This is a genomic window from Bifidobacterium felsineum (assembly GCF_002802915.1).
Lineage (GTDB): Bacteria > Actinomycetota > Actinomycetes > Actinomycetales > Bifidobacteriaceae > Bifidobacterium > Bifidobacterium felsineum.
In genome coordinates, this window is sequence record NZ_PEBJ01000003.1 from 307,626 (window position 1) to 328,451 (window position 20,826).

Genomic DNA, 20,826 nt, shown 5'->3' on the forward strand with positions numbered 1-20,826 from the left:
CAATAACCGCAACGAATCAGCATCAGTTTTTCGACCACATCATAGGAGACAACATGAGCGAGCATATCGATGACGCGACGCAGCTGTCAGACGCCACCCAATTATCAGACCGCACCCATTTGGGCCATATTCCTCACAGACCATTCATCCATTCCGACAAGTCCGTAGCTCCTGCAATTCCCGCCATGTCGGCTACAACGATCACCACCGGTCTGATGCCGCAGCCTTCACCGCAAATCGAAGCGTTCCAGCGCTCCTTCAATAATCTGGTCCGCAATATCTCACAGGTGGTCGTTGGGAAAACCAATCCCATCAAACAATGCGTCACTGCGTTGATGGTAGGCGGGCATGTGCTGCTCGAAGACAATCCCGGCACCGGCAAAACACAGCTTGCCCGTGGTCTTGCGAATTCCATTGACGCCAGCTTCAAACGCATTCAGTTCACACCGGATCTTCTACCCTCCGACGTAGTGGGAATCACCTATTACGATCAGAAACACGGCGAATTCGAATTCCGTGACGGCCCTATCTTCGCGTCCATCGTTCTGGCTGACGAAATCAACCGCGCTTCGCCGAAGACTCAGTCCTCTCTGCTGGAAGTCATGGAAGAACAAAAGGTTACGGTAGATGGCCAGACGCATAACGTTCCTCAGCCGTTCATGGTAATCGCCACGCAGAATCCCATTGAGCAACTCGGCACATACGCTCTACCAGAGGCACAGATGGACCGGTTCCTCATGAAAACGTCCATCGGCTACCCCAGCCATGACGTTTCAATAGATATCCTCAAGCAAGTGGATGTCACTGATCGCGCACAGACCGTCTCACCGGTGCTGACGGGTAACGATGTGCTTCGTCTGCGCAAAACCGCCACCGGCATCTATGTGGATGATGCCATCCGCGAATACATCGTGCGTGTGGTCGAAGCGACCAGGCATAACGAGCGCATCACGGTAGGAGCCTCAATGCGCGGCGCGCTAGCGCTTACCCGTTGTGCCAGAATTTGGGCTGCCGCCGATGGCCGAGCCTACGTGATTCCGGATGATATCAGGGATCTTGCCGTACCGGTTCTCGCTCACCGCATCGTTCTCACTCCAGAGGCCACATTTGATGGCACTACAGCGGAAAATCTCATCGCGCAGACCCTCGAAGATGTTCCCGCCCCCACCGTGGGAATGGGAGTCTGAAAGGTATTACGATGACCACTCCGCTCGTTGCATCATCACGGTTACGCCGACGTGCTGGACGTCGGCTCAGCCGCGCCGCCCAGCACGTCAGACATGCTTTCAGCGCGTACGTCTCTCCTTGGGGATGGGCCATCGGCATTGCATCAATGGTCTGTCTTGCGCTTTTTCCACTCCTAGGATGGGTTGAACTGCTGGTGTTCGGCATGATGACGGCAATGATGATGTTCTCTGCCGTCATCCTATCTCTGGGCAATACTCGCTTTGAAGCGCATATCGGCGCTTCACAACGCCGTGTGACCGTTGGCGACTGCGTGAATATCAATGTCGAAATAAGCAATACCGGCAAAACCGCAACGACCAATGCCCACGGCGATCTGCCCATTGGACAGGCCCATGAGCGTTTTACCATTCCAATGCTTGCCTCCGGTCAATCCAAACACACCGAACTGGCGTTCCGCACCATTACTCGAGCGGTGCTTCCCATTGGGCCCTTGCATATTCGCAAAGGCGATCCCTTTGGTTTTATTCGTCATGAAAAGCAGTTGGCTGAGCAGGTCACCGTGTTCATTCATCCCAAAACCGTGCGTCTTAGCGCACTGAATGCTGGCATTCCAAGAGATTTGGAGGGCCAACCATCAGGCCAGATCGTTGATGATGACCTTGATTTCTATGGTCTTCGTGAATATACGCCAGGTGATGATGTACGCAATGTGCACTGGTTGAGCTCCGCGAAAACCGGCTCGCTGATGATTCGTCAGTATGAAGCCACGAGGCGCACCGATACATCGTTGACTCTCGACATCAATCCCGATGACTATGCCTCGGCTGAGGAATTCGAAATAGCCGTTTCCGCTCATGCCTCAATCGGTGTCCAATGTCTGGTTCAAAACAGGCCGGTCTACACGCATGCCGGTCAATCATGCAACCGTCCACGCAATGCCATGGAATTGCTCGATGAGGCCAGTGGCATCGTGCCTAACCGAGAAGATCCGCCGAATCTTGCCGATAGCACACTGAGGCATGCGCCGGATGCTTCGTTCTATTGCTTCACCGTAGGCTCGATGAAAGCCATTGACCTTGTCAAACGGATGACCAAGGCACTCCCCCGCTCCTCACGATGCGTTGTACTGCAAGTCTGTTCTGGAGCCAATCGCGTCATTAGGCAGTTCAGCAATTTTACGCTGGCCACCGTTGGAGAACTTGACGACCTGCCCATTATCATGGAGGCGCTCGCATGACCAACGTTGTTTCGCAATCCTCTTTCAATGCCACATCCGTCACAGGGTCATGGGCCAATGCCACCCATTCGGTGGTCTGGATGACTCGCGGAGATCAGCACGGATTCAACAGCACTCAGCGACTATGGCCAAAGCATTTCATGAGTCTTGCAATCATTCTGCTGCTCATGTGGATTGCGCAATCCAATCTTCTTGATGTGTATGGCACCCCGATGGCATGGATGGCGGCAGCACTCCCCTCCGCGGTCTTGGGAACGCTTATCGCGCTCGCCGGTCAGGTACCTGTGCTGAGACTATGGTGGCAACTTGTTTTCCTTGCCACGTCACAGTTCATCATTGGACCGGTCATAGCACTCAACTCCACCGCCATCGCCCACGTTATTCCCAGTCTCGAGACCCTGAGCCAGGGGTGGAATGCAACGTTCGGATCTTTCAAATACCTTATTTCCATTGAGCCTCCCATCGGTGCTGCAGATGGCAGTCTGATGGCTGCATGGACCATAGGACTATGGCTTTCATTCCTCGCAGGATTGTTCGTCTTCAACCCAAATACATGGCTTGCCCTGCTCAGCACGCTGCCGCTTGGCGCGGCGATGGCCGTATGCGCGCTGTTGGGCACCAGCACGGGATGGCATCGAATTGCTAGTGGCATGGCGTTCACCATAGTGCTAATCGTGTGGATGTCATGGCGATTGGGATTCATGGAATGGGGACGTTGGCTCTCCGCGCTCATCATCGTGTTAATCGCCATGGCAACGGCACTTGCCGGCACCTGGTTCATTCCGCAACATCGCTTGGTGCTGCGAGACCTCTATGACCCGCCAATCAGTCCGTATGACTATACAAGCCCATTAAGCGGCATGCGCTCCTACATTAAAGACCACAAGGACGATGTGCTGCTCACCGTCAAGAACCTTCCAGCTGGCACCCCAGTCAGATTGGCGGTAATGGACCGCTTTGATGGTTCGGTTTGGAATCTTTCCGATTCCACCGAGGCCGCGGATTCCTCAAACTACCGTAGAATCGGCACATCAATCGCCACCGACGAACATGGCAAATCGTTTACCGCAACGTTTACCGTGCATAACGGCCTCAACGATACCTGGCTGCCCTTGGCTGGAGCAGCAACAAGCGTGCGATTCTCCGCGCATAATGATGCGGATACGTTCTATTACAACAGCGGCACGGATTCCGCGATCTTTTCCTCCGGCACCAGGAACGGCATGACATACACCGAGTCGGGCATTATTCCCGCGAATCCCAGCAATACCACCGTCAGCAAAGCGCCGGCCGCGCACATCAGTCAACCTCCTGCGCAGGATGTGCCTGATTCCGTGAGCAAATTCGCCACTGCGATTGCCGGCGGTCAGGCATCCGGTGGCGCCGCAGCCCAGGCATTAGCCACCACGCTGAAGGATTCAGGTTGGTTTTCCCACGGGCTGCAGGGCGATTATCCTTCTCAGGCCGGGCACGGCAACTATCGCATCAATAAGCTGTTGTCTGGCACTGCGATGGTGGGCGATTCCGAACAATACGCTTCAGCTATGGCATTGATGGCACGCGAATTGGGGCTGCCTTCACGTGTGGTTATGGGATTCCTTCCCAAAGATGATGATGGCAGCATTTCCGACGCGCGAACGACAATCGCATCCGACCACGCCACGGAAATCGAATTCACCGGCAACGACATCGCCGCGTGGGTGGAAATCAAACTCAAAAATCTTGGCTGGGTGGCCTTCTACCCCACTCCCAAAGAGACCAAACTTCCTGATGCTGATCAGAATCTTACGCCGCCGAATCCTCAGACCTTGGTCCGTCAGCCACCGGTGCCACTCACCGACCCATTGCGAGACCAAGCACAGGCAAAAGGCCAAAGCTCGCTCTCCGGAGCGGATGCCGACGACCAAGCAACTAATCCCATATGGATTCGGTTCTGGAGCACGGCCCGAACCGTGGTCCTCTATGGCAGTCCATTATGGGTGATCATGCTTATCTGCGGCGTTATCTTGTCGATCAAAGCGCTGCTTTTGGCACGCGCCCGCAGGTATGGAGCCCCTCAAACCCGAGTGGCTTCAGGGTGGAATGCACTGTGTGCATTAGCCATGCAAAGCGGCATATCAATAGCCGGCACGCGTCGCGCTCAAGCTGCTGCAATCGCACAACAACTCGATACTTCAGCCGATGCGCTGCGCGACCTGAGTCAGGAAGCCGACTATGCCACATTTTCCGGGCAGCCAATAGACGCTCATCAAGCCAACCGGTACTGGGCTCGTGTGGATGCAGTACGCAAATCAATGCTACGTTCGCTGCCTCGATTGCGGCGCATAGCCACACGTCTTTCCCTGAGAGGCGTGCGTATACTTGCACACAAGCACACCAGCAGGACGCGCGCAGAGACGCCGCGCAACGCGTCGACCAGACTGACCACACGCCGATGCGATAAGGGGAAGACATCATGATTACCGGTTTCATTCGTGCGGCAATGACCAGTGATCCAGGTCTTAGGCGCAGAAATAATCAGGATGCCGGTCTGGCGCGTCAAGGCGTCTACCTGGTGTGCGATGGCATGGGCGGAGGCCTCGGAGGTGAGCAAGCGAGTCAGCTTGCCGTGCAACGGTTTGCCACATTATCTGATTCACCTGTTCGCAACCGTCGTGATATTCAAACCGCGCTCCACGATGCTCACAGGCAGATTCTGAATCTGGGGCAACGACTGGGAGGTGTAGCAGGAACCACGATAAGCGGTTTGGTGCTGCCCCACATTCCCACCGGCAATACAAGCGATATGCAACAAACCTATGTGGTGAATATCGGTGATTCCCGCGTGTATCATCTCAGCCCGAAACACGATGCCCAGCAGCATTCCAGCCCGCAAAGTGCTTCCGAATCGAACATTGTCTCGACTCCCTCATTCTGGGATGCATCCTCGCTCATTCGCATCACTCGTGATCATTCGCAAAGGCAAGAGGCCATCGATGCGGGTCTTCTCACCCCGCAGGATGCCGAGGTTCTGATACCGCGCAACATCATCACCCAATGTTTGGGCGATCCAGATGGCATCGATGCCGACATCTACGTCGCCGATCTCACCGGCCGGTATATCATCTGCTCAGATGGTCTGTACGGGGAAGTCTCCGACAATGATATCGCCGGCATAGCCGCCACCCATGCCAATCCCCAAGATGCCGCGCACGCCTTGGTGAAGATGGCTCTTGACGCCGGCGGCAGAGACAATATCACCGTAATCGTGGCGGATATGCCCGTTGCCGAATCAGCACAACATGATTTCAGCGCATTCCGGCTCGGTGACGGAGAAGATCTGGGCGACATCGACGACACCACATTGCAGACGTTGCGCACCATTCGCGCAATGCAGTCATAGACATACGTGCAAAGTCACTCGGACATAAACAAACATAAACACACGAACATAGACCGCGCATAAACCGCATAAGGTAAGTCATATAAGGAGACAAGCTCATGGTTGATTACGATGCTGCCGTAGCCGCAGTGCAGGACCCGAACGCCGATCCGATTCTGCTCGCCAAAATCGCCTACGAAAACCCGGAATTCGGCGCCAATGTTGCCGTAAATCCTCGCTGCTACCCAGGGCTGAAGCGTTGGCTGGCTGAATTCGGTGACGCGCGTGCCCGTGAAACGCTGGCGCAAATCGGGTTCACCGCCGATGCGATTGGAGGTCCGATCCAGCCGCAGACTACTACGGAGCAGACTCAATCTCAGTCTGTTCCAGAGCAGGCTGCCACTAAGCAAACCGAGACCGTATCCCAAACCGTTTCGCAAACTCCGGCATTTGCGGAGCCTACACCGACCAACCCGTACGGTTTTACGGCTGAACAGGCGTTGACTACAACCGATCAGATGCAGATCGCTCAAATCGCCCAATATGCTCCGGAATTGCGCGTCTGCATCGCCCGCAATCCCAACACGTATCCGGCCCTAGTGGATTGGCTGCGTCAACTTCACGATCCGGCCATCGACGCCGCATTGGCTTCCCGCCAGTCCCGCCAATCATGAGAGCGAATGGGAGTAGCAATGTCCGTTGTGCCATATCCTCCGGCTCCGGAACCTGGTTGGTATGCCGATGACCCTCAGTCGGACGGTTCAAGCGCGGTGAGCCCAGCGGCTGAGCATGTCAGCTCCGCGATAACCGCAACACATACCGCTGCCCAGGCGAATACCACCGAACCGGCGAAAGCAGCCGCACAGGAGTCGGTGTCCTTGGAACATACCGATTCCGGATTCCCGGAGTTTCTCTCTTTTCCGGGATACGATTCCGGCCTTTCCCCGGCATCGTCTGCAGCATCAGATGATGAGCAGAATCTGCAGGATGCCACTATTCAGGATTGGGACAGTACTGTATTGTCCTCATCATTCACGGCCAAAACACCTCACACCACCTATCGTCTGCATAACGATGTGACCGGCCAGGACATCGTCATCGATGCCAGCACACTTCTTGGCCGCAAACCTTCACTGGATGTGCCTGAAGGGGTCAAGGCCGCGCGTATCGAGGACCCGACCCGCACCACGTCACGCAATCATGCAGCCATCAGCATCGATGCCAGTGGCATTTTGTGGATTGAGGATTATGGGTCGCTCAATGGCACGTATATTCTTCAGGATGGTCAGGAGACTCAGGTTCTTAAAGGCACGCCTGTGCAACTGACGCCACCTACCACCATACGATTGGGCGATTTGTTCTTTGAGTTGACTCAGGTGCAGCAAGTGCAGTAAGCCAGATGCAGTACGCGAAAGCACAGTAATAGTGCCTGGCTGCAGCAAACAACCGCGGCAAACGAAAAGGGGCTTGGAACGGATATCCGTTCCAAGCCCCTTACGCTACTGGGCTAACACCAACTCACTGCTGGTCGTCGCCGTCGGTCAGACCGCCCTGATCGGAGTAGAAGTCGTCAGGGTTGAAGTCGTCGCCGAGCTTCAAATCGCCGAACTCAAGGTTCGAGAAGTTCAGGTCAGACAGGTCGGCGTCGGAGAAGTTCGCGTCGCCAAGATCACCGTCGCCACCCAGACCGAAGTTCGGGTAGATGGTGTCGCGGATGGCCTTGTCAGGCTCAACCACAGCGTTGCGGTAACGGGCAAGACCGGTACCAGCCGGGATGAGCTTACCGATGATGACGTTCTCCTTGAGACCCTTGAGGTCATCGACCTTCTCGGAGAGTGCAGCTTCGGTGAGCACGCGGGTGGTCTCCTGGAAGGATGCGGCGGACAGCCAGGAATCAGTGGCCAGGGAGGCCTTGGTGATACCCATCAGTGCCGGACGGCCGACGGCAGGCTTGCCGCCGTTCTTGACCACGTTGCGGTTGATCTCGCGGAAGCGTGCGTTGTCCACCAGTTCACCAGGCAGCAGATCGGTGTCGCCGGAGTCGATAATGGTGACGCGGCGGGTCATCTGGTGCACGATGACCTCGATGTGCTTATCGTGAATATCCACGCCCTGGGAGCGGTACACAGTGTGCACTTCTTCCACGATGTTCACCTGGGCGGCGCGCTTGCCGAGGATGGTGAGGATCTTCTTCGGATCCACGGAACCTTCGACCAGCTGGGTGCCGACCTTGATGTGGTCGCCATCGGCAACCTTCAGCGGCACGCGCTTGGATACCTGGTAGGTGATCGGCTTGATGACGCCGTCTTCCTTCGGAGCGCCGGAATCGGCGTCCGGGGTCAGGATGATCTGGCGGCCACGATCGTTCTCCACGATCTTGATGGTGCCGGCGAATTCGGTGATTGGAGCCTCGCCTTTCGGGGTACGAGCCTCGAAAAGCTCGGTAACACGAGGAAGACCCTGGGTGATATCGGATGCGGCGGCCACACCACCGGAGTGGAAGGAACGCAGCGTCAGCTGGGTACCAGGTTCACCGATGGACTGGGCGGCGACGATACCGACGGTCTCGCCAACGTCGACCAGGGTGTTGGTGGCCAGGGACCAGCCGTAGCACTTGGCGCACACGCCGCGCTTGGACTCGCAGGTCAGCACGGAACGGCACTTGACTTCCTCGACGCCGTGGGCAACGAGATCGTTGAGCACGTCCATAGACAAGGCGTCGTCACGCTTGTACAGCACGGTCTTGCCGTCAGCCGGGTCGATGACGTCAGCGGCGAGCAGACGGGAGTACGGGCCACCGTCAGCGGCCTTGACGAGGGTCAGGTTGCCGTCGGCGTCGCGGTCGGCCACGCGGATCATCAGGCCGGCCTTGGTGCCGCAGTCTTCCTCACGGACGATCACATCCTGGGAGACGTCCACCAGACGACGGGTCAGATAACCGGATTCTGCGGTACGCAGTGCGGTATCTGCCAGACCCTTACGTGCACCGTGCTGGGAGATGAAGTACTCCAGCACGGACAGGCCGTCACGATAGTTGGACTTCACAGGACGAGGAATGATCTCACCCTTTGGGTTTGCCACGAGGCCTCGCATACCTGCGATCTGGTTGATCTGCATCATGTTGCCTCGTGCACCAGACTGCACGATGATGGCCAGGTTGGAGGTCGGGTCGAACTTGTCCTCGACTTCCTTGGAGACCTCAGCAGTGCACTCGGTCCACAGGTCGATGAGTTCCTGGCGGCGAGCCTCCTCGGTCAAAAGACCCATCTCATAGTTGGCGTTGACCTTATCGGCCTTGGCCTCGTACTCAGCGATCTTCTGATCACGCTCCGGCGGCTCATTCACGTCGGAGAAGGCGAAGGACACACCGGACCACGGTGCGCGGGTGAAGCCGAGATCCTTCAAGGCATCGAGCGTCACTGCCACCTGCTGGGTGGAGTAGCGCATGGCGATGTCATCGACGATCTTGGACAGGCGGCCCTTGGCCACCTGGTCGTTGACGAACGGGTAGTCGGTCGGCAGGGTCTGGTTGAACAGGATGCGGCCGTAGGAGGTGGCGAACAGCACGCTGCCGTCGTGGAAGCGCTCTTCCTTGGCAACGTCGCTCTCACCTTCACGCGGGTCGAGCACCTTGACTTCGCCCGGCTCCCAATCCTTCGGCAGTACGAAGCTCTCCGGCAGGCGGATGAGCACCTTGGCCTGCATGTCGATCTCGTGCAGATCGAGGGCCATTTCGGCTTCCTCGAGGGAGGAGAACACACGGCCCTGGCCCTTGGCGCCTTCCAGCACGGTGGAGAGGTAGTACAGACCGAGGATCATATCCTGGGACGGCATGGTCACGGTGTGGCCATCTGCCGGCTTCAGGATGTTGTCGGAAGCCATCATCAGGGAGCGTGCTTCGGCCTGGGCTTCGGCGGACAGCGGCAGGTGGACTGCCATCTGATCACCATCGAAGTCGGCGTTGAAGGCGGCGCAGGCCAGCGGCGGTAGGTGGATGGCCTTGCCTTCCACCAGGATCGGCTCGAAGGCCTGAATACCCAGACGGTGCAGCGTAGGTGCACGGTTCAGGAGCACCGGATGCTCGGAGATGACCTCTTCGAGCACGCCCCACACCTCGGAGTCGCCACGGTCCACGAGACGCTTGGCGGACTTCATGTTCTGAGCGTAGTTCAAGTCCACGAGGCGCTTGATGACGAACGGCTTGAACAGCTCGAGTGCCATCGGCTTCGGCAGACCGCACTGGTGCATGCGCAGAGACGGGCCGACGACGATCACGGAACGGCCGGAGTAATCGACTCGCTTACCGAGCAGGTTCTGACGGAAACGACCCTGCTTACCCTTGAGCATGTCGGACAGGGACTTGAGCGGACGGTTGGAGGCACCGGTGACCGGGCGGCCACGACGGCCGTTGTCGAACAGGGAGTCAACGGCTTCCTGGAGCATACGCTTTTCGTTGTTGAGCATAATCTCCGGGGCGCCGAGTTCGATCAGTCGCTTCAGTCGGTTGTTACGGTTGATCACACGACGGTACAAATCGTTCAGATCGGAGGTGGCGAAGCGGCCACCGTCGAGCTGAACCATCGGGCGCAGATCCGGCGGGATGACCGGGATCACGTCGAGCACCATGGCCTCCGGCTTGTTGCCGGTGGTCAGGAAGGCGTTGACGACCTTCAGGCGCTTCAGGGCCTTGGTCTTACGCTGCTCGGAAGCGTCCTTGATCTCCTCGCGCAGTTCCTTGGAGATGGCTTCGAGGTCGAGGGACTGCAGGCGCTTCTTGATGGCCTCGGCACCCATGCAGCCGTCGAAGTAATCGCCGTAGCGATCCTGCATTTCGCGCCACAGATCGACATCGTCGACCATGTCGCCAGGCTTGAGCTTCTTGAACTTGTCGAAGACGGCGTCCACGCGGGCGATTTGATCGTTGTAACGGGTACGGATGGCGGCCATGTCGCGCTCGGCGCCATTGCGCAGCTTGGCGCGGGCCGGACCCTTGGCCTCGCCAGCCTCTTCGAGGGCGGCAAGATCCTCTTCCACCTTCTTGGCGCGGGCTTCGATATCGGAGTCACGGCGCTGCTCAAGGCGGGAGATTTCGGAATCGAACTCGTCCTGCAGACCAGGCAGATCGTTGTGGCGCTGCTCATCGTCCACTTCGGTGACCATGTAGGAGGCGAAGTAGATGACGCGCTCCAGATCCTTTGGAGTGACGTTCAGCAGGTAGCCCAGGCGGGAAGGCACACCCTTGAAGAACCAGATGTGGGTGACCGGTGCAGCCAATTCAATGTGGCCCATGCGCTCACGACGAACGCGGGAACGGGTCACTTCGACGCCGCATCGCTCGCAGACGATGCCCTTGAAGCGCACGCGCTTGTACTTACCGCAGGCGCACTCCCAGTCACGGGTCGGACCGAAGATCTGCTCACCGAACAGACCGTCCTTCTCAGGCTTCAGAGTACGGTAATTGATGGTTTCAGGCTTCTTGACTTCGCCGTGGCTCCAGCCGCGAATGTCATCCGCGGTGGCCAGGCCGATGCGAAGCTTGTCAAATGCGTTGACGTCCAGCACTTATTAATCCGTTTCTATTGAAAATTTCGTTCACGCTGTGTGGAGTCGTAAGCCTGCGTATGCCTTGCATGCTGCTGGATTGCGCCGGCCTCAACAGCTCTTACTGAGCGTGAGGCCGACCAATCAAACAGGCTTACGACCCGTGGGATCACTGGTATTCGGGCTCTTCTGCCTTCTGGTCTTCCTTGGCGGCCGCATCAGGGCGGGCACCGATGTTGAAGCCCAGATCGTCGGCGGAGCTCACCGGATCGTCTTCCTCGTCCTTCATGTCGATGGCCACGCCTTCGGCGTTCAGCACTTCGACATTCAGGGACAGGGACTGCATTTCCTTGAGAAGCACCTTGAAGGACTCAGGGATGCCTGCCGGCGGCAGGTTCTCGCCCTTCACGATGGCGCCGTAGACGCGCACGCGGCCGTCGACGTCATCGGACTTGGTGGTCATCATCTCGTGCAGCGTGTAGGCAGCACCGTAGGCCTCGAGGGCCCACACTTCCATCTCACCGAAGCGCTGGCCACCGAACTGGGCCTTACCGCCGAGCGGCTGCTGGGTGATCATGGAGTACGGACCGGTGGAGCGGGCGTGGATCTTGTCGTCGACCAGGTGGTGCAGCTTCAGCATGTACATGTAGCCAACGGAAATCGGCTTGGTGTACGGTTCGCCGGTACGACCGTCGAACAGGGTTGCCTTGCCGTCGGGACCCACGAGGCGGTCGCCATCGCGGTTCGGCAGCGTGGTGGACAGCAGGCCCTTCAGCACTTCCGGCTTGACACCGTCGAACACCGGAGTTGCCACCGGGGTGCCCGGCTCGGCCTTTTCGGCACCGGACGGAACCAGCTTCTTCCACTCGGCTTCCAGGTTCGGATCGAGGGAGATGTCCCAACCTGAGTGAGCGATCCAGCCGAGGTGTAGCTCGAGCACCTGGCCCAAGTTCATTCGGGAAGGCACACCCAGCGGGTTCAGCATGATGTCGACCGGAGTACCGTCTGCAAGGAACGGCATATCCTCTTCCGGCAGGATGCGGGAGATGCAGCCCTTGTTGCCGTGGCGGCCGGAAAGCTTATCGCCGACAGTGATCTTACGGTGCTGGGCGATGTAGACGCGAATCATCTGGTTCACGCCGTTGGGCAGCTCATCGCCGTCCTCCTCGGCATCCTCGCGGGTGATTTCCTTGACGCCGATAACGGTACCGGTCTCGCCGTGAGGCACACGCAGGGACGTGTCGCGCACCTCGCGGGACTTCTCGCCGAAGATGGCGCGCAGCAGTCGCTCTTCCGGAGTCAGCTCGGTCTCGCCCTTCGGGGTGACCTTACCGACCAGGATGTCGCCGGCTTCGACTTCGGCACCGATACGGATGATGCCGCGCTCGTCGAGGTTGGCCACTGCGTCCTCACCGACGTTCGGCAGGTCGCGGGTGATTTCCTCGGCGCCGAGCTTGGTTTCGCGGGCGTCGATCTCGTACTCCTCGATGTGGATGGAGGAGAGGGTGTCATCCTGCACGAGGCGCTGGGAGATAATCACAGCATCCTCGTAGTTGTAGCCGTTCCAAGGCATGAAGGCGATGAGCAGATTCTTGCCCAGGGCCAGGTCACCATTCTGGATGGCCGGACCGTCAGCCATGACCGAGCCGGCTTCCACACGCTCGCCGTCGTGCACGATCGGGCGCTGGTTGTAGCAGGTGGTCTGGTTGGAGCGCTGGAACTTGGCCAGCTTGTAGGAGCTGGTGGTGCCATCGTCGTTCATCACGCGAATCAGGTCGGCGGAGACGTAGGTCACCACGCCGTCCTTCTCGGCCTTGATCACATCGCCGGAGTCGTTGGCGGCACGCCATTCGGAGCCGGTGCCCACCAGCGGGCGCTCGGATTCGATCAGCGGCACGGCCTGACGCTGCATGTTGGTACCCATCAGTGCACGGTGGCCCTCATCGTGCTCCAGGAACGGAATCAGGGAGGCGCCGAGGGAGACCATCTGGCGAGGTGAGACATCCATGTAGTCCACGGAGCTCACCGGCACATCGACTGCCTCTTCTTCGCCGACTCGGGCAAGTGCGGACTTCTGCACGAAGTTGCCGTTCTCGTCGAGCTCCTGGTTGGCCTGGGCGATGACGTGGTCGAGATCGCGGTCTGCGGTCATGTATTCGACTTCGTCGGTGACGTGACCGTTGACGACCTTACGGTACGGGGTCTCGATGAAACCGAACGGGTTCACGCGGCCGAAGGTTGCCAGGGAGCCGATAAGACCGATGTTCGGGCCTTCAGGAGACTCAATCGGGCACATACGGCCGAAGTGGGACGGGTGCACGTCTCGCACTTCCATGGATGCACGGTCACGGGACAGACCGCCGGGGCCCAGAGCGGAGAGACGACGCTTGTTCGTCACACCGGAGAGCGGGTTGTTCTGATCCATGAACTGGGAGAGCTGGGAGGTGCCGAAGAACTCCTTGATGGTGGCGTTCACCGGTCGGATGTTGATCAGGGACTGCGGGGTGATGGCCTCGGCGTCCTGAGTGGTCATACGCTCGCGGACCACGCGCTCCATACGGCTCAGGCCGGTGCGCAGCTGGTTCTGAATCAGCTCGCCGACCTGGCGGATACGACGGTTGCCGAAGTGATCGATATCGTCCACGTCCACGCGCAGGTCGATGTTCTCGCCGTTGCGGGTGCCTGCGAAGGTCTTGGCACCATCATGCAGGGCCACCAGGTACTTGATGGTGGCGATGATGTCTTCCTGGTGCAGGGAGCGATCGTTGAAGTCAGCCTCAAGACCGAGCTTGCGGTTGATCTTGTAGCGGCCGACGCGGGCCAGATCATAGCGCTTGGTGTTGAAGTAGAAGGAGTCCAGCAGGTTCTTGCCGGCTTCCGGAGTCGGGGTGTCGGCCGGGCGAATCTTGCGGTACAGGTCGACCAAAGCCTCGTCCTGGGTTTCCAGGGTTTCGCGCTGCAGGGCGTCAAGTACCAACGGGCAGTCCTTGAAGGCCTGGGCAATTTCCGGCTTGGTCATGCCGATGGCCATCAGGAACACGATGGCGGACTGCTTACGCTTGCGGTCCACGCGCACCTGCGGCTGATCCTTCTTATCGATCTCGAACTCGAGCCATGCGCCACGGGACGGGATGATCTTGGCGCCGAAGACTTCCTTGTCGGAAGTACGGTCCTGCTGACGATCGAAGTAGACGCCCGGGGAGCGCACGAGCTGGGAGACGATGACTCGTTCGGTACCACCGATGATGAAGGTACCGTGCGGGGTCTGCAGCGGGAAGTCGCCCATGAACACGGTCTGGGACTTGATTTCGCCGGTGTCGCCGTTCTCGAACTCAGCGTTCACGTAGAGCGGTGCGGAGTAGGTGTAATCCTTTTCCTTGCACTCCTGGACCGTGTGACGAGGCTCCTCGAAGTACGGGTCAGAGAAGGTCAGAGACATGGTCTGGGCGAAGTTCTCGATCGGGGAGATCTCGTTGAAGACCTCATCGAGACCGGAAGTGTGGGCAACGGTGTTGGTGCCGTTGGCCTCGTCTTCCTCGACGCGCTTCTTCCAGCGCTCGTTGCCGATCAGCCAGTCGAAGCTGTCGGTCTGTACGCCCAGCAGGTAGGGCACATCGATAGGCTCCTTGATGGAACCGAAGTTCACGCGATCCGACGCCTTGTGCAGGTCAATGTCATGCTGGTCGGCGCGTGCGATGATGGTAGTGGTGTTCGTCGTAGCTGTATTAGCCAATGGACGTTCCTTATCGCTCGCTAAAGTTGTGGTATTCCCCTGGGAGCGCGCGCATGGCCACCATATGCCTATGCGGACGCTTCATTGTCGACGGCATGCCCGCAATATGACACACCTCATGCAAATTACAAAGAATAGCGATATGGGGCGACATTCCCATTACCTGCCGGCATCACTCCCCTACCGAATAAGTCAGCAAGTCAGACAGACTTTCATGCCTCATATCCCACGGATTATAGCGGATTAGATTATAGGTGCACGAAATCTCACAAATCGATTCACAATGGAGCGAATTCCCCGCAATCGACAGTGAAATCATTTAGATAAAATTGGCTGTGTAATTCAGCAAAAGTCCTCTCCACATAAGACGAAACAAAGAATCCGAATGACATACTAAATAATCCATCTTTTTTAAAACGAGGAGGTTAGTCTTGGCCGGCATAGAAACAAGTACTCGCCAATTCCAAAAAGATCTACGTTCTTTGGAAATTAACTGGTCCGCCATAGATATGGTTGCCAATCGACAAGTCTCTATAGATGTACAAATGAGCGACAGACACAGCAGTTTCGATACAACTTCCATACCACTGAATATGGATGCATTCCAACTTCTGCAAGACATCGACAGATTTACTCGGGAGATCGCTCGTCTTATGGGATTACACTCTTCCTACAACAACTTGAGTACACCAAGATTGCTCAAAAACGTGCGCGATAATCTTTCACTCCTAGATATGATGCCTGTCTCCACCGTGCAGAAACTTGCAAATAATGCATGCAAGTTAGTTGAACGATTGGTCTATCTGCTGAACCCGCCTGAAAGCACACGCATGATCGGTTGGTGTCCCGACTGCAATTACGAGCTGAGAGCTGATGAAAGGGAATTGGCTGGAGGCTGGCTGGAATGCTCTCGCTGCCGCACCACACACCGCGTTAAGGACATACATGAGCTCGACATGCTTCGCCTAAGGTTGAGCGGTGTCAAGGGAACGCCCGCTCAATTGCACCGTCTATTTAAACCGTGGGGTATCGATATCAAAGCTGGCACAATCAGAACATGGGGTCATCGCGGCATAATCAAACCTATCGAGCACAACGGCAATGCACCTGTCTATCTGATATGGGACATATGGCAGGCCCATACGAGATTCGCCGGATACAATCGAGCCCGCCGACATAGCAAGTCTCGCGCTACCTCCGTATGACGATATATACCTTCCTATCTATGTCGGCGACATCCTCCACTCGTGGACGCCTGCCCCATAGGATGCTCGACAAAACACATACCGTCGTTATCGTCATATGGAGCATACTCCGTAACTGCAGAGCCTCCATCAATCAGACCCAATATACCGGATCACTCCCGCGAGCTGCGTGACGACAAAGGTCAGAATATCATTCAGTCATCATGCTGGGCGGCACACGCCGCATCATCCGATCAGACAAATTTCAGGCTCAGATGCACCACCGACTCCCAGGTCTCCTGAAGCTATTGCACTGTAAACGTCAGCGGGTCGCTTTTTACCTTAGGCGCGTCCTTCAAGGCAATCTGTGCGGTGTAGGTGCCCGGATTCACTTTGGGCCAGCTGGTCTCGTCCGTACACTCGGTCAGAGTGGAGTTGTAGTCCGTGTTCCACTTGAGCTGCTGCACATCCTTGTCCCCCTTGGCCATCAGCAGCCAGCGCGAGTCAGGGGCGCATAAACCAGACTGGTAAATGGTTTCCGATCCCGAGGTAATAGTGAGCACACGCCCCGAATCCGAGCCATCTACCAGGCAGCTGTTCGAGCCTTCGTGCACGATTGACGCAGTGAATTCCAAAGTGCCGCCTACTGCCACAGACTGCGATTTCGAGCTCAATTCCAATGTCAGATCGTTCACGGAGCATTTCTTCACGTTAGACGTACTTTTCGGGGTGGGTGTGGCTTCGCGGGCAATGGCATATACATCGTCGTGATGAATCATGGTATTGATGGCTCCGATTCCACGGCCGATGCTGTAAACGCAAAAAACAACCAATGCAACAATCAACGCCAGAACGATGCCGACCACAATGCGACGCCGACGATAAATCGCCTGCTGCCTCTTGCTGATCTTGCGCTTGCGCTTTTTCGGCGCACCATTCCCCCGGCTTGTGCCGGTCACGCGATTCCTACCCTGCTGAACCATAACAGCATCCCAGTGTAATCAGTGCGGCAGGCGCAACGAGCCGTCCGGCAGCATCTCGACAAGACCATCATCGTCCAAGCTGGCTATGCAGGCGTCAAGCTGCACTTGGTCCTTCCAGATAGACGCTACATTCTTCCTGGCAAGGGTCTCGTGAGCGGGCAATTCGCGTAAAGCCGCAAGCACCAAGCCTCTTACCTGGCGGTCAGTGCCTTGGAATCGTTGGCGAGGCCGCGTTCTACGCTCCCCTAATCCCGGTCTATCGGCTTTCAGGAACGCGCAACCCGAAGCAATCGGGCAAATATCGCATAATGGCGATTTTGCAGTGCAAATCACGGCCCCAAGTTCCATCACCGATTGATTCCATGTCACCGACCGCTTCACAGATTCCGGCAGCATCCGGTTCGCAAGCGCACGCTCGGCCGGGCTGGCAGAGCCTCCGCGCGATTCCACGCCCGTGAACACTCTGGAAAGTACACGACGGATATTCGTGTCAATCACGGCAACGCGCTGGCCAAACGCGAAACTCAGCACAGCGGAAGCCGTGTAATCACCGATGCCCGGCAGTGCAATCAACGCATCATAGGTGTGTGGCAGCTCATCGGAATATTCCTCAGACACCACACGCGCGCATTCCTGCAGACGCAGGGCTCGACGCGGATATCCCAACCGCCCCCAGGCGGTAATCACTTCGGCTTTAGGCGCGGCCGCGAGCGCACGTGCATCCGGCCAACGATTCATCCACTCCTGCCAATACGGCACTACACGGCTCATCTGAGTCTGCTGGCTCATCACCTCGGAGACCAGTACACCCCATGGCGTGGCGCGGCCGAAACGCCAGGGTAGGTCACGCGCGTGCGCTTCCCACCACGCGCTTAGACGCAAAGCAATATCACTGTCGTTCATCGTTCTTATTCTTAGCATTTATGACGAACGAGGCAGAAACGAACCCGCAGAACCCAGAAAATCCCGAGGCCCAGGTCGGCAAGATGTTCGAGTACGGATATCGCAAATCGAACTACGGTCCAGACGAATTGGTAACTGACGCCCACGGCAACCCGATTTCCGTGGTGGACGCCATGCTCTCCGCCGAGAAGGCTGCGGAAGCCGAAACCATGACCCCGCACCTGTGCTACTACTCCCCCCGCATTCCGGGCAACACCGGTTCGGCCATCCGCCTGTGCGCGGTGACCGGTACGATCCTGCACTTGGTGGAGCCGCTAGGCTTCAACCTGCGCGATACGAAACTGCGCCGTGCAGGCCTCGATTACCACGATATGGCACATGTGGTGCTGCACCCGAACTTCGATAATCTGGTGGAGTCGATGCCGAATTCGCGTATTATCGCGTTCACCGCACACGCCACCAAGCTGTACACGGACATCGAATATCGTCCGACCGATATTCTGCTCTTCGGCCCGGAGCCCGGCGACATTCCCGATCCGATGGATATCATGGCCGGCCCGCATGTAGCCGAACAGGTTCGTCTGCCGATGCGCCCATCCTTGCGCTCCCTGAACCTCACCAACTGCGCATCCATTGCCATCTACGAAGCTTGGCGCCAGCTGAATTTCGCCGGCGGACGTTGATTCAACCTCGCAGTCATCATCGTATCTGCGTTAGCAGGGGTCGATTCCCCTCCTTCGGAAGGTCTATCTGCTTTACGAGGGGTTGCTATATGCGGAAAGCCTGAGTATAAGTGTTGATATTTCAACCTTTATACTCAGGCTTTCTTCGTAAAGGGACCCCTCGTAAAGCAGATAGATGTCGCTCGAACCGGAAATCAACCCCTGCTAAGCGAGATAGCAACAAGATTCATATGCATCAGTTCTTGAAACTGTGAATCGGAGCGGGAATGCGGCCGCCACGGGTCACGAAGGCCTCGCAGGAAGTCTGGTTCACCGGCATGATCGGCGCATAGCCCATGAGTCCGCCGAAGTTAGCCATTTCACCGACACCCTTACCAACAACCGGAATCACTCGCACGGCAGTGGTCTTCTGATTCACCATGCCGATGGCCGCCTCATCGGCGATCAGCCCGGAGATGGTGGCTGCGGAGGTATCCCCCGGAATGGCGATCATGTCGAGACCCACCGAGCACACGCAGGTCATGGCTTCGAGCTTTTCGATGGTCAAGCATCCAGACGATGCCGCATCAATCATGTTCTTATCTTCGGAGACCGGGATAAACGCGCCGGACAGGCCGCCCACATACGAGCTGGCCATAATGCCGCCCTTCTTGACCTGATCGTTGAGCATAGCCAAAGCCGCGGTGGTACCAGGAGCCCCCACCCGATCAAGACCGATTTTCTCGAGCACTTCGCCCACTGAATCGCCCACGGCCGGCGTCGGTGCCAAAGACAGGTCGATGATGCCGAACGGCACGCCAAGCCTGCGGGAGGCTTCCTGGGCCACCAGCTGGCCGACGCGCGTGATCTTGAATGCGGTGCGTTTGATGGTTTCGCACAGGAATTCAAAATCCTTGCCTTTGGCTGCATCGAGTGCACGGGAGACCACGCCCGGACCGGAAACGCCCACGTTGATCACGGCATCGCCTTCGGTCACGCCATGGAAGCCGCCCGCCATGAACGGGTTATCGTCTGGCACGTTGCAGAACGCCACGAATTTCACGCAACCGTAGGAGTCATTGTCCGCGGTGCGTTCGGCGATGTCCTTAATAATATGACCGAGCAGTTCCACTGCATTCATATCGATGCCGGTTTTGGTGGAACCCACGTTCACCGACGAGCAGACGATATCCGTTTCGGAAAGCGCCTGAGGCAGGGAGCGGATCAGCAATTCCTCGGCGGGGGTCATCGCCTTGGAGACGAGCGCCGAATAGCCGCCAATCAGGTCCACGCCGACTTCCTTGGCTGCCTTGTCCAGCGAATGAGCAATCGCAACAAAATCTTCCGAAGTCTTACAACAGCTCGCACCCACCAAGGAAATAGGAGTGACGGTGATGCGCTTGTTGACGATCGGAATGCCGTAATCGCTTTCGATGGCCCGGCCGGTGGAAACCAAGTCCTTGGCATACGTGGTGATTTTGCGGTAGATGTTATCGCAGGTCTTCTCAACGGTGTCCGCCGCACAGTCAAGCAGGGAGATGCCCATGGTGATGGTGCGCACGTCGAGCTTCTCCTGCTCGATCATCTGATTGGTCTCGTGGACCTCCATGATATTCAGCATGGTGTTTCCTTCCGATGATCCGATGAGATCAAATTCGGTGCATCTTGGTGAAGATTTCCTCGCGCTGACAACGGATGCGCACGCCAATGTCATCGCCAAGATCTTCAAGGTTGCCAACCATAGCGCTGAATTCCTTGTCCGCCTTGGAATAGTCCACAATCATCATCATGTTGAAGAAACCATCGATGATGGTCTGCGAAATATCGAGTACATTCACATTGTGATTGGAAAGGTAGGTGCAGACTCGTGCGATGATGCCGACGGTATCCTGGCCTACGACGGTGATGATGGCCTTGTTCATGGCGCTCCCTGATTGAAAACTGGTCGGAAATGAACTTGCGAACATATTCGAACATATGAAAAACGGGTGCTCCCCAGTATAGAGGAACACCCGTTACGTCTTATCGTCTATC

The 20,826-nt window shown here is 57.3% G+C and carries 14 protein-coding genes; 8 read left to right on the top strand and 6 right to left on the bottom strand.

Going from position 1 to position 20,826, the window contains the following annotated elements; all coding sequences use genetic code 11:
- Positions 1 to 53: 53 nt before the first annotated feature.
- The 6 genes from CSQ86_RS07600 to CSQ86_RS07625 all read left to right on the top strand — a co-directional run bounded on the left by CSQ86_RS07600 (position 54) and on the right by CSQ86_RS07625 (position 7,180).
- On the top strand, positions 54 to 1,187 hold the full coding sequence (locus CSQ86_RS07600) for an AAA family ATPase (protein ID WP_100494501.1): 1,134 nt from the start codon (positions 54 to 56) through the stop codon (positions 1,185 to 1,187).
- Between the two features lie 11 nt (positions 1,188 to 1,198).
- Positions 1,199 to 2,425, top strand: coding sequence for a DUF58 domain-containing protein (locus CSQ86_RS07605; RefSeq protein WP_100494502.1), 1,227 nt, complete (start codon positions 1,199 to 1,201; stop codon positions 2,423 to 2,425).
- Positions 2,422 to 4,884, top strand: a complete 2,463-nt coding sequence (locus tag CSQ86_RS07610; protein ID WP_100494503.1) for a transglutaminase TgpA family protein — start codon at positions 2,422 to 2,424, stop codon at positions 4,882 to 4,884. The genes CSQ86_RS07605 and CSQ86_RS07610 overlap by 4 nt, the downstream gene beginning before the upstream one ends.
- Positions 4,881 to 5,807: a PP2C family protein-serine/threonine phosphatase gene (locus tag CSQ86_RS07615; RefSeq protein WP_100494504.1), complete on the top strand. Its 927-nt coding sequence runs from the start codon at positions 4,881 to 4,883 to the stop codon at positions 5,805 to 5,807. The genes CSQ86_RS07610 and CSQ86_RS07615 overlap by 4 nt, the downstream gene beginning before the upstream one ends.
- A gap of 98 nt (positions 5,808 to 5,905) precedes the next feature.
- The gene (locus CSQ86_RS07620; RefSeq protein ID WP_100494505.1) at positions 5,906 to 6,460 is read left to right on the top strand and encodes a variant leucine-rich repeat-containing protein; all 555 of its coding nucleotides are present in this window, start codon (positions 5,906 to 5,908) and stop codon (positions 6,458 to 6,460) included.
- 18 nt (positions 6,461 to 6,478) lie between these two features.
- A complete protein-coding gene (locus tag CSQ86_RS07625) occupies positions 6,479 to 7,180 on the top strand; it encodes an FHA domain-containing protein (RefSeq protein WP_100494506.1) in 702 nt (233 codons plus the stop codon).
- A gap of 124 nt (positions 7,181 to 7,304) precedes the next feature.
- Here the strand turns inward: CSQ86_RS07625 and CSQ86_RS07630 are convergent, their stop codons facing one another.
- Positions 7,305 to 11,348: a DNA-directed RNA polymerase subunit beta' gene (locus tag CSQ86_RS07630; protein WP_100494507.1), complete on the bottom strand. Its 4,044-nt coding sequence runs from the start codon at positions 11,346 to 11,348 to the stop codon at positions 7,305 to 7,307.
- A 148-nt stretch (positions 11,349 to 11,496) separates the two neighbouring features.
- Positions 11,497 to 15,060, bottom strand: a complete 3,564-nt coding sequence (rpoB, locus tag CSQ86_RS07635; protein WP_100494508.1) for a DNA-directed RNA polymerase subunit beta — start codon at positions 15,058 to 15,060, stop codon at positions 11,497 to 11,499.
- Positions 15,061 to 15,491: 431 nt separating this feature from the next.
- Between rpoB and CSQ86_RS07640 the strand changes: the two genes are divergently transcribed.
- Positions 15,492 to 16,265: a hypothetical protein gene (locus tag CSQ86_RS07640; protein WP_100494509.1), complete on the top strand. Its 774-nt coding sequence runs from the start codon at positions 15,492 to 15,494 to the stop codon at positions 16,263 to 16,265.
- A 284-nt stretch (positions 16,266 to 16,549) separates the two neighbouring features.
- Here CSQ86_RS07640 and CSQ86_RS07645 read toward each other — a convergent pair whose 3' ends face one another.
- A complete protein-coding gene (locus tag CSQ86_RS07645) occupies positions 16,550 to 17,227 on the bottom strand; it encodes a hypothetical protein (RefSeq protein ID WP_100494510.1) in 678 nt (225 codons plus the stop codon).
- Between the two features lie 18 nt (positions 17,228 to 17,245).
- Positions 17,246 to 18,130 carry an HhH-GPD family protein gene (locus CSQ86_RS07650; protein WP_100494511.1) on the bottom strand — a complete coding sequence of 295 codons (885 nt, stop codon included), beginning with the start codon at positions 18,128 to 18,130 and terminating at the stop codon, positions 17,246 to 17,248.
- A gap of 20 nt (positions 18,131 to 18,150) precedes the next feature.
- On the opposite strand from CSQ86_RS07650, the gene CSQ86_RS07655 reads away from it, so the two are divergent.
- Positions 18,151 to 18,813, top strand: a complete 663-nt coding sequence (locus tag CSQ86_RS07655) for a tRNA (cytidine(34)-2'-O)-methyltransferase (RefSeq protein WP_100494512.1) — start codon at positions 18,151 to 18,153, stop codon at positions 18,811 to 18,813.
- A 235-nt stretch (positions 18,814 to 19,048) separates the two neighbouring features.
- On the opposite strand, the gene CSQ86_RS07660 is transcribed toward CSQ86_RS07655, so the two are convergent.
- Positions 19,049 to 20,413 carry a PFL family protein gene (locus CSQ86_RS07660; protein WP_100494513.1) on the bottom strand — a complete coding sequence of 455 codons (1,365 nt, stop codon included), beginning with the start codon at positions 20,411 to 20,413 and terminating at the stop codon, positions 19,049 to 19,051.
- Positions 20,414 to 20,441: 28 nt separating this feature from the next.
- Positions 20,442 to 20,714: an ACT domain-containing protein gene (locus tag CSQ86_RS07665; protein ID WP_033891311.1), complete on the bottom strand. Its 273-nt coding sequence runs from the start codon at positions 20,712 to 20,714 to the stop codon at positions 20,442 to 20,444.
- Positions 20,715 to 20,826 lie beyond the last annotated feature (112 nt).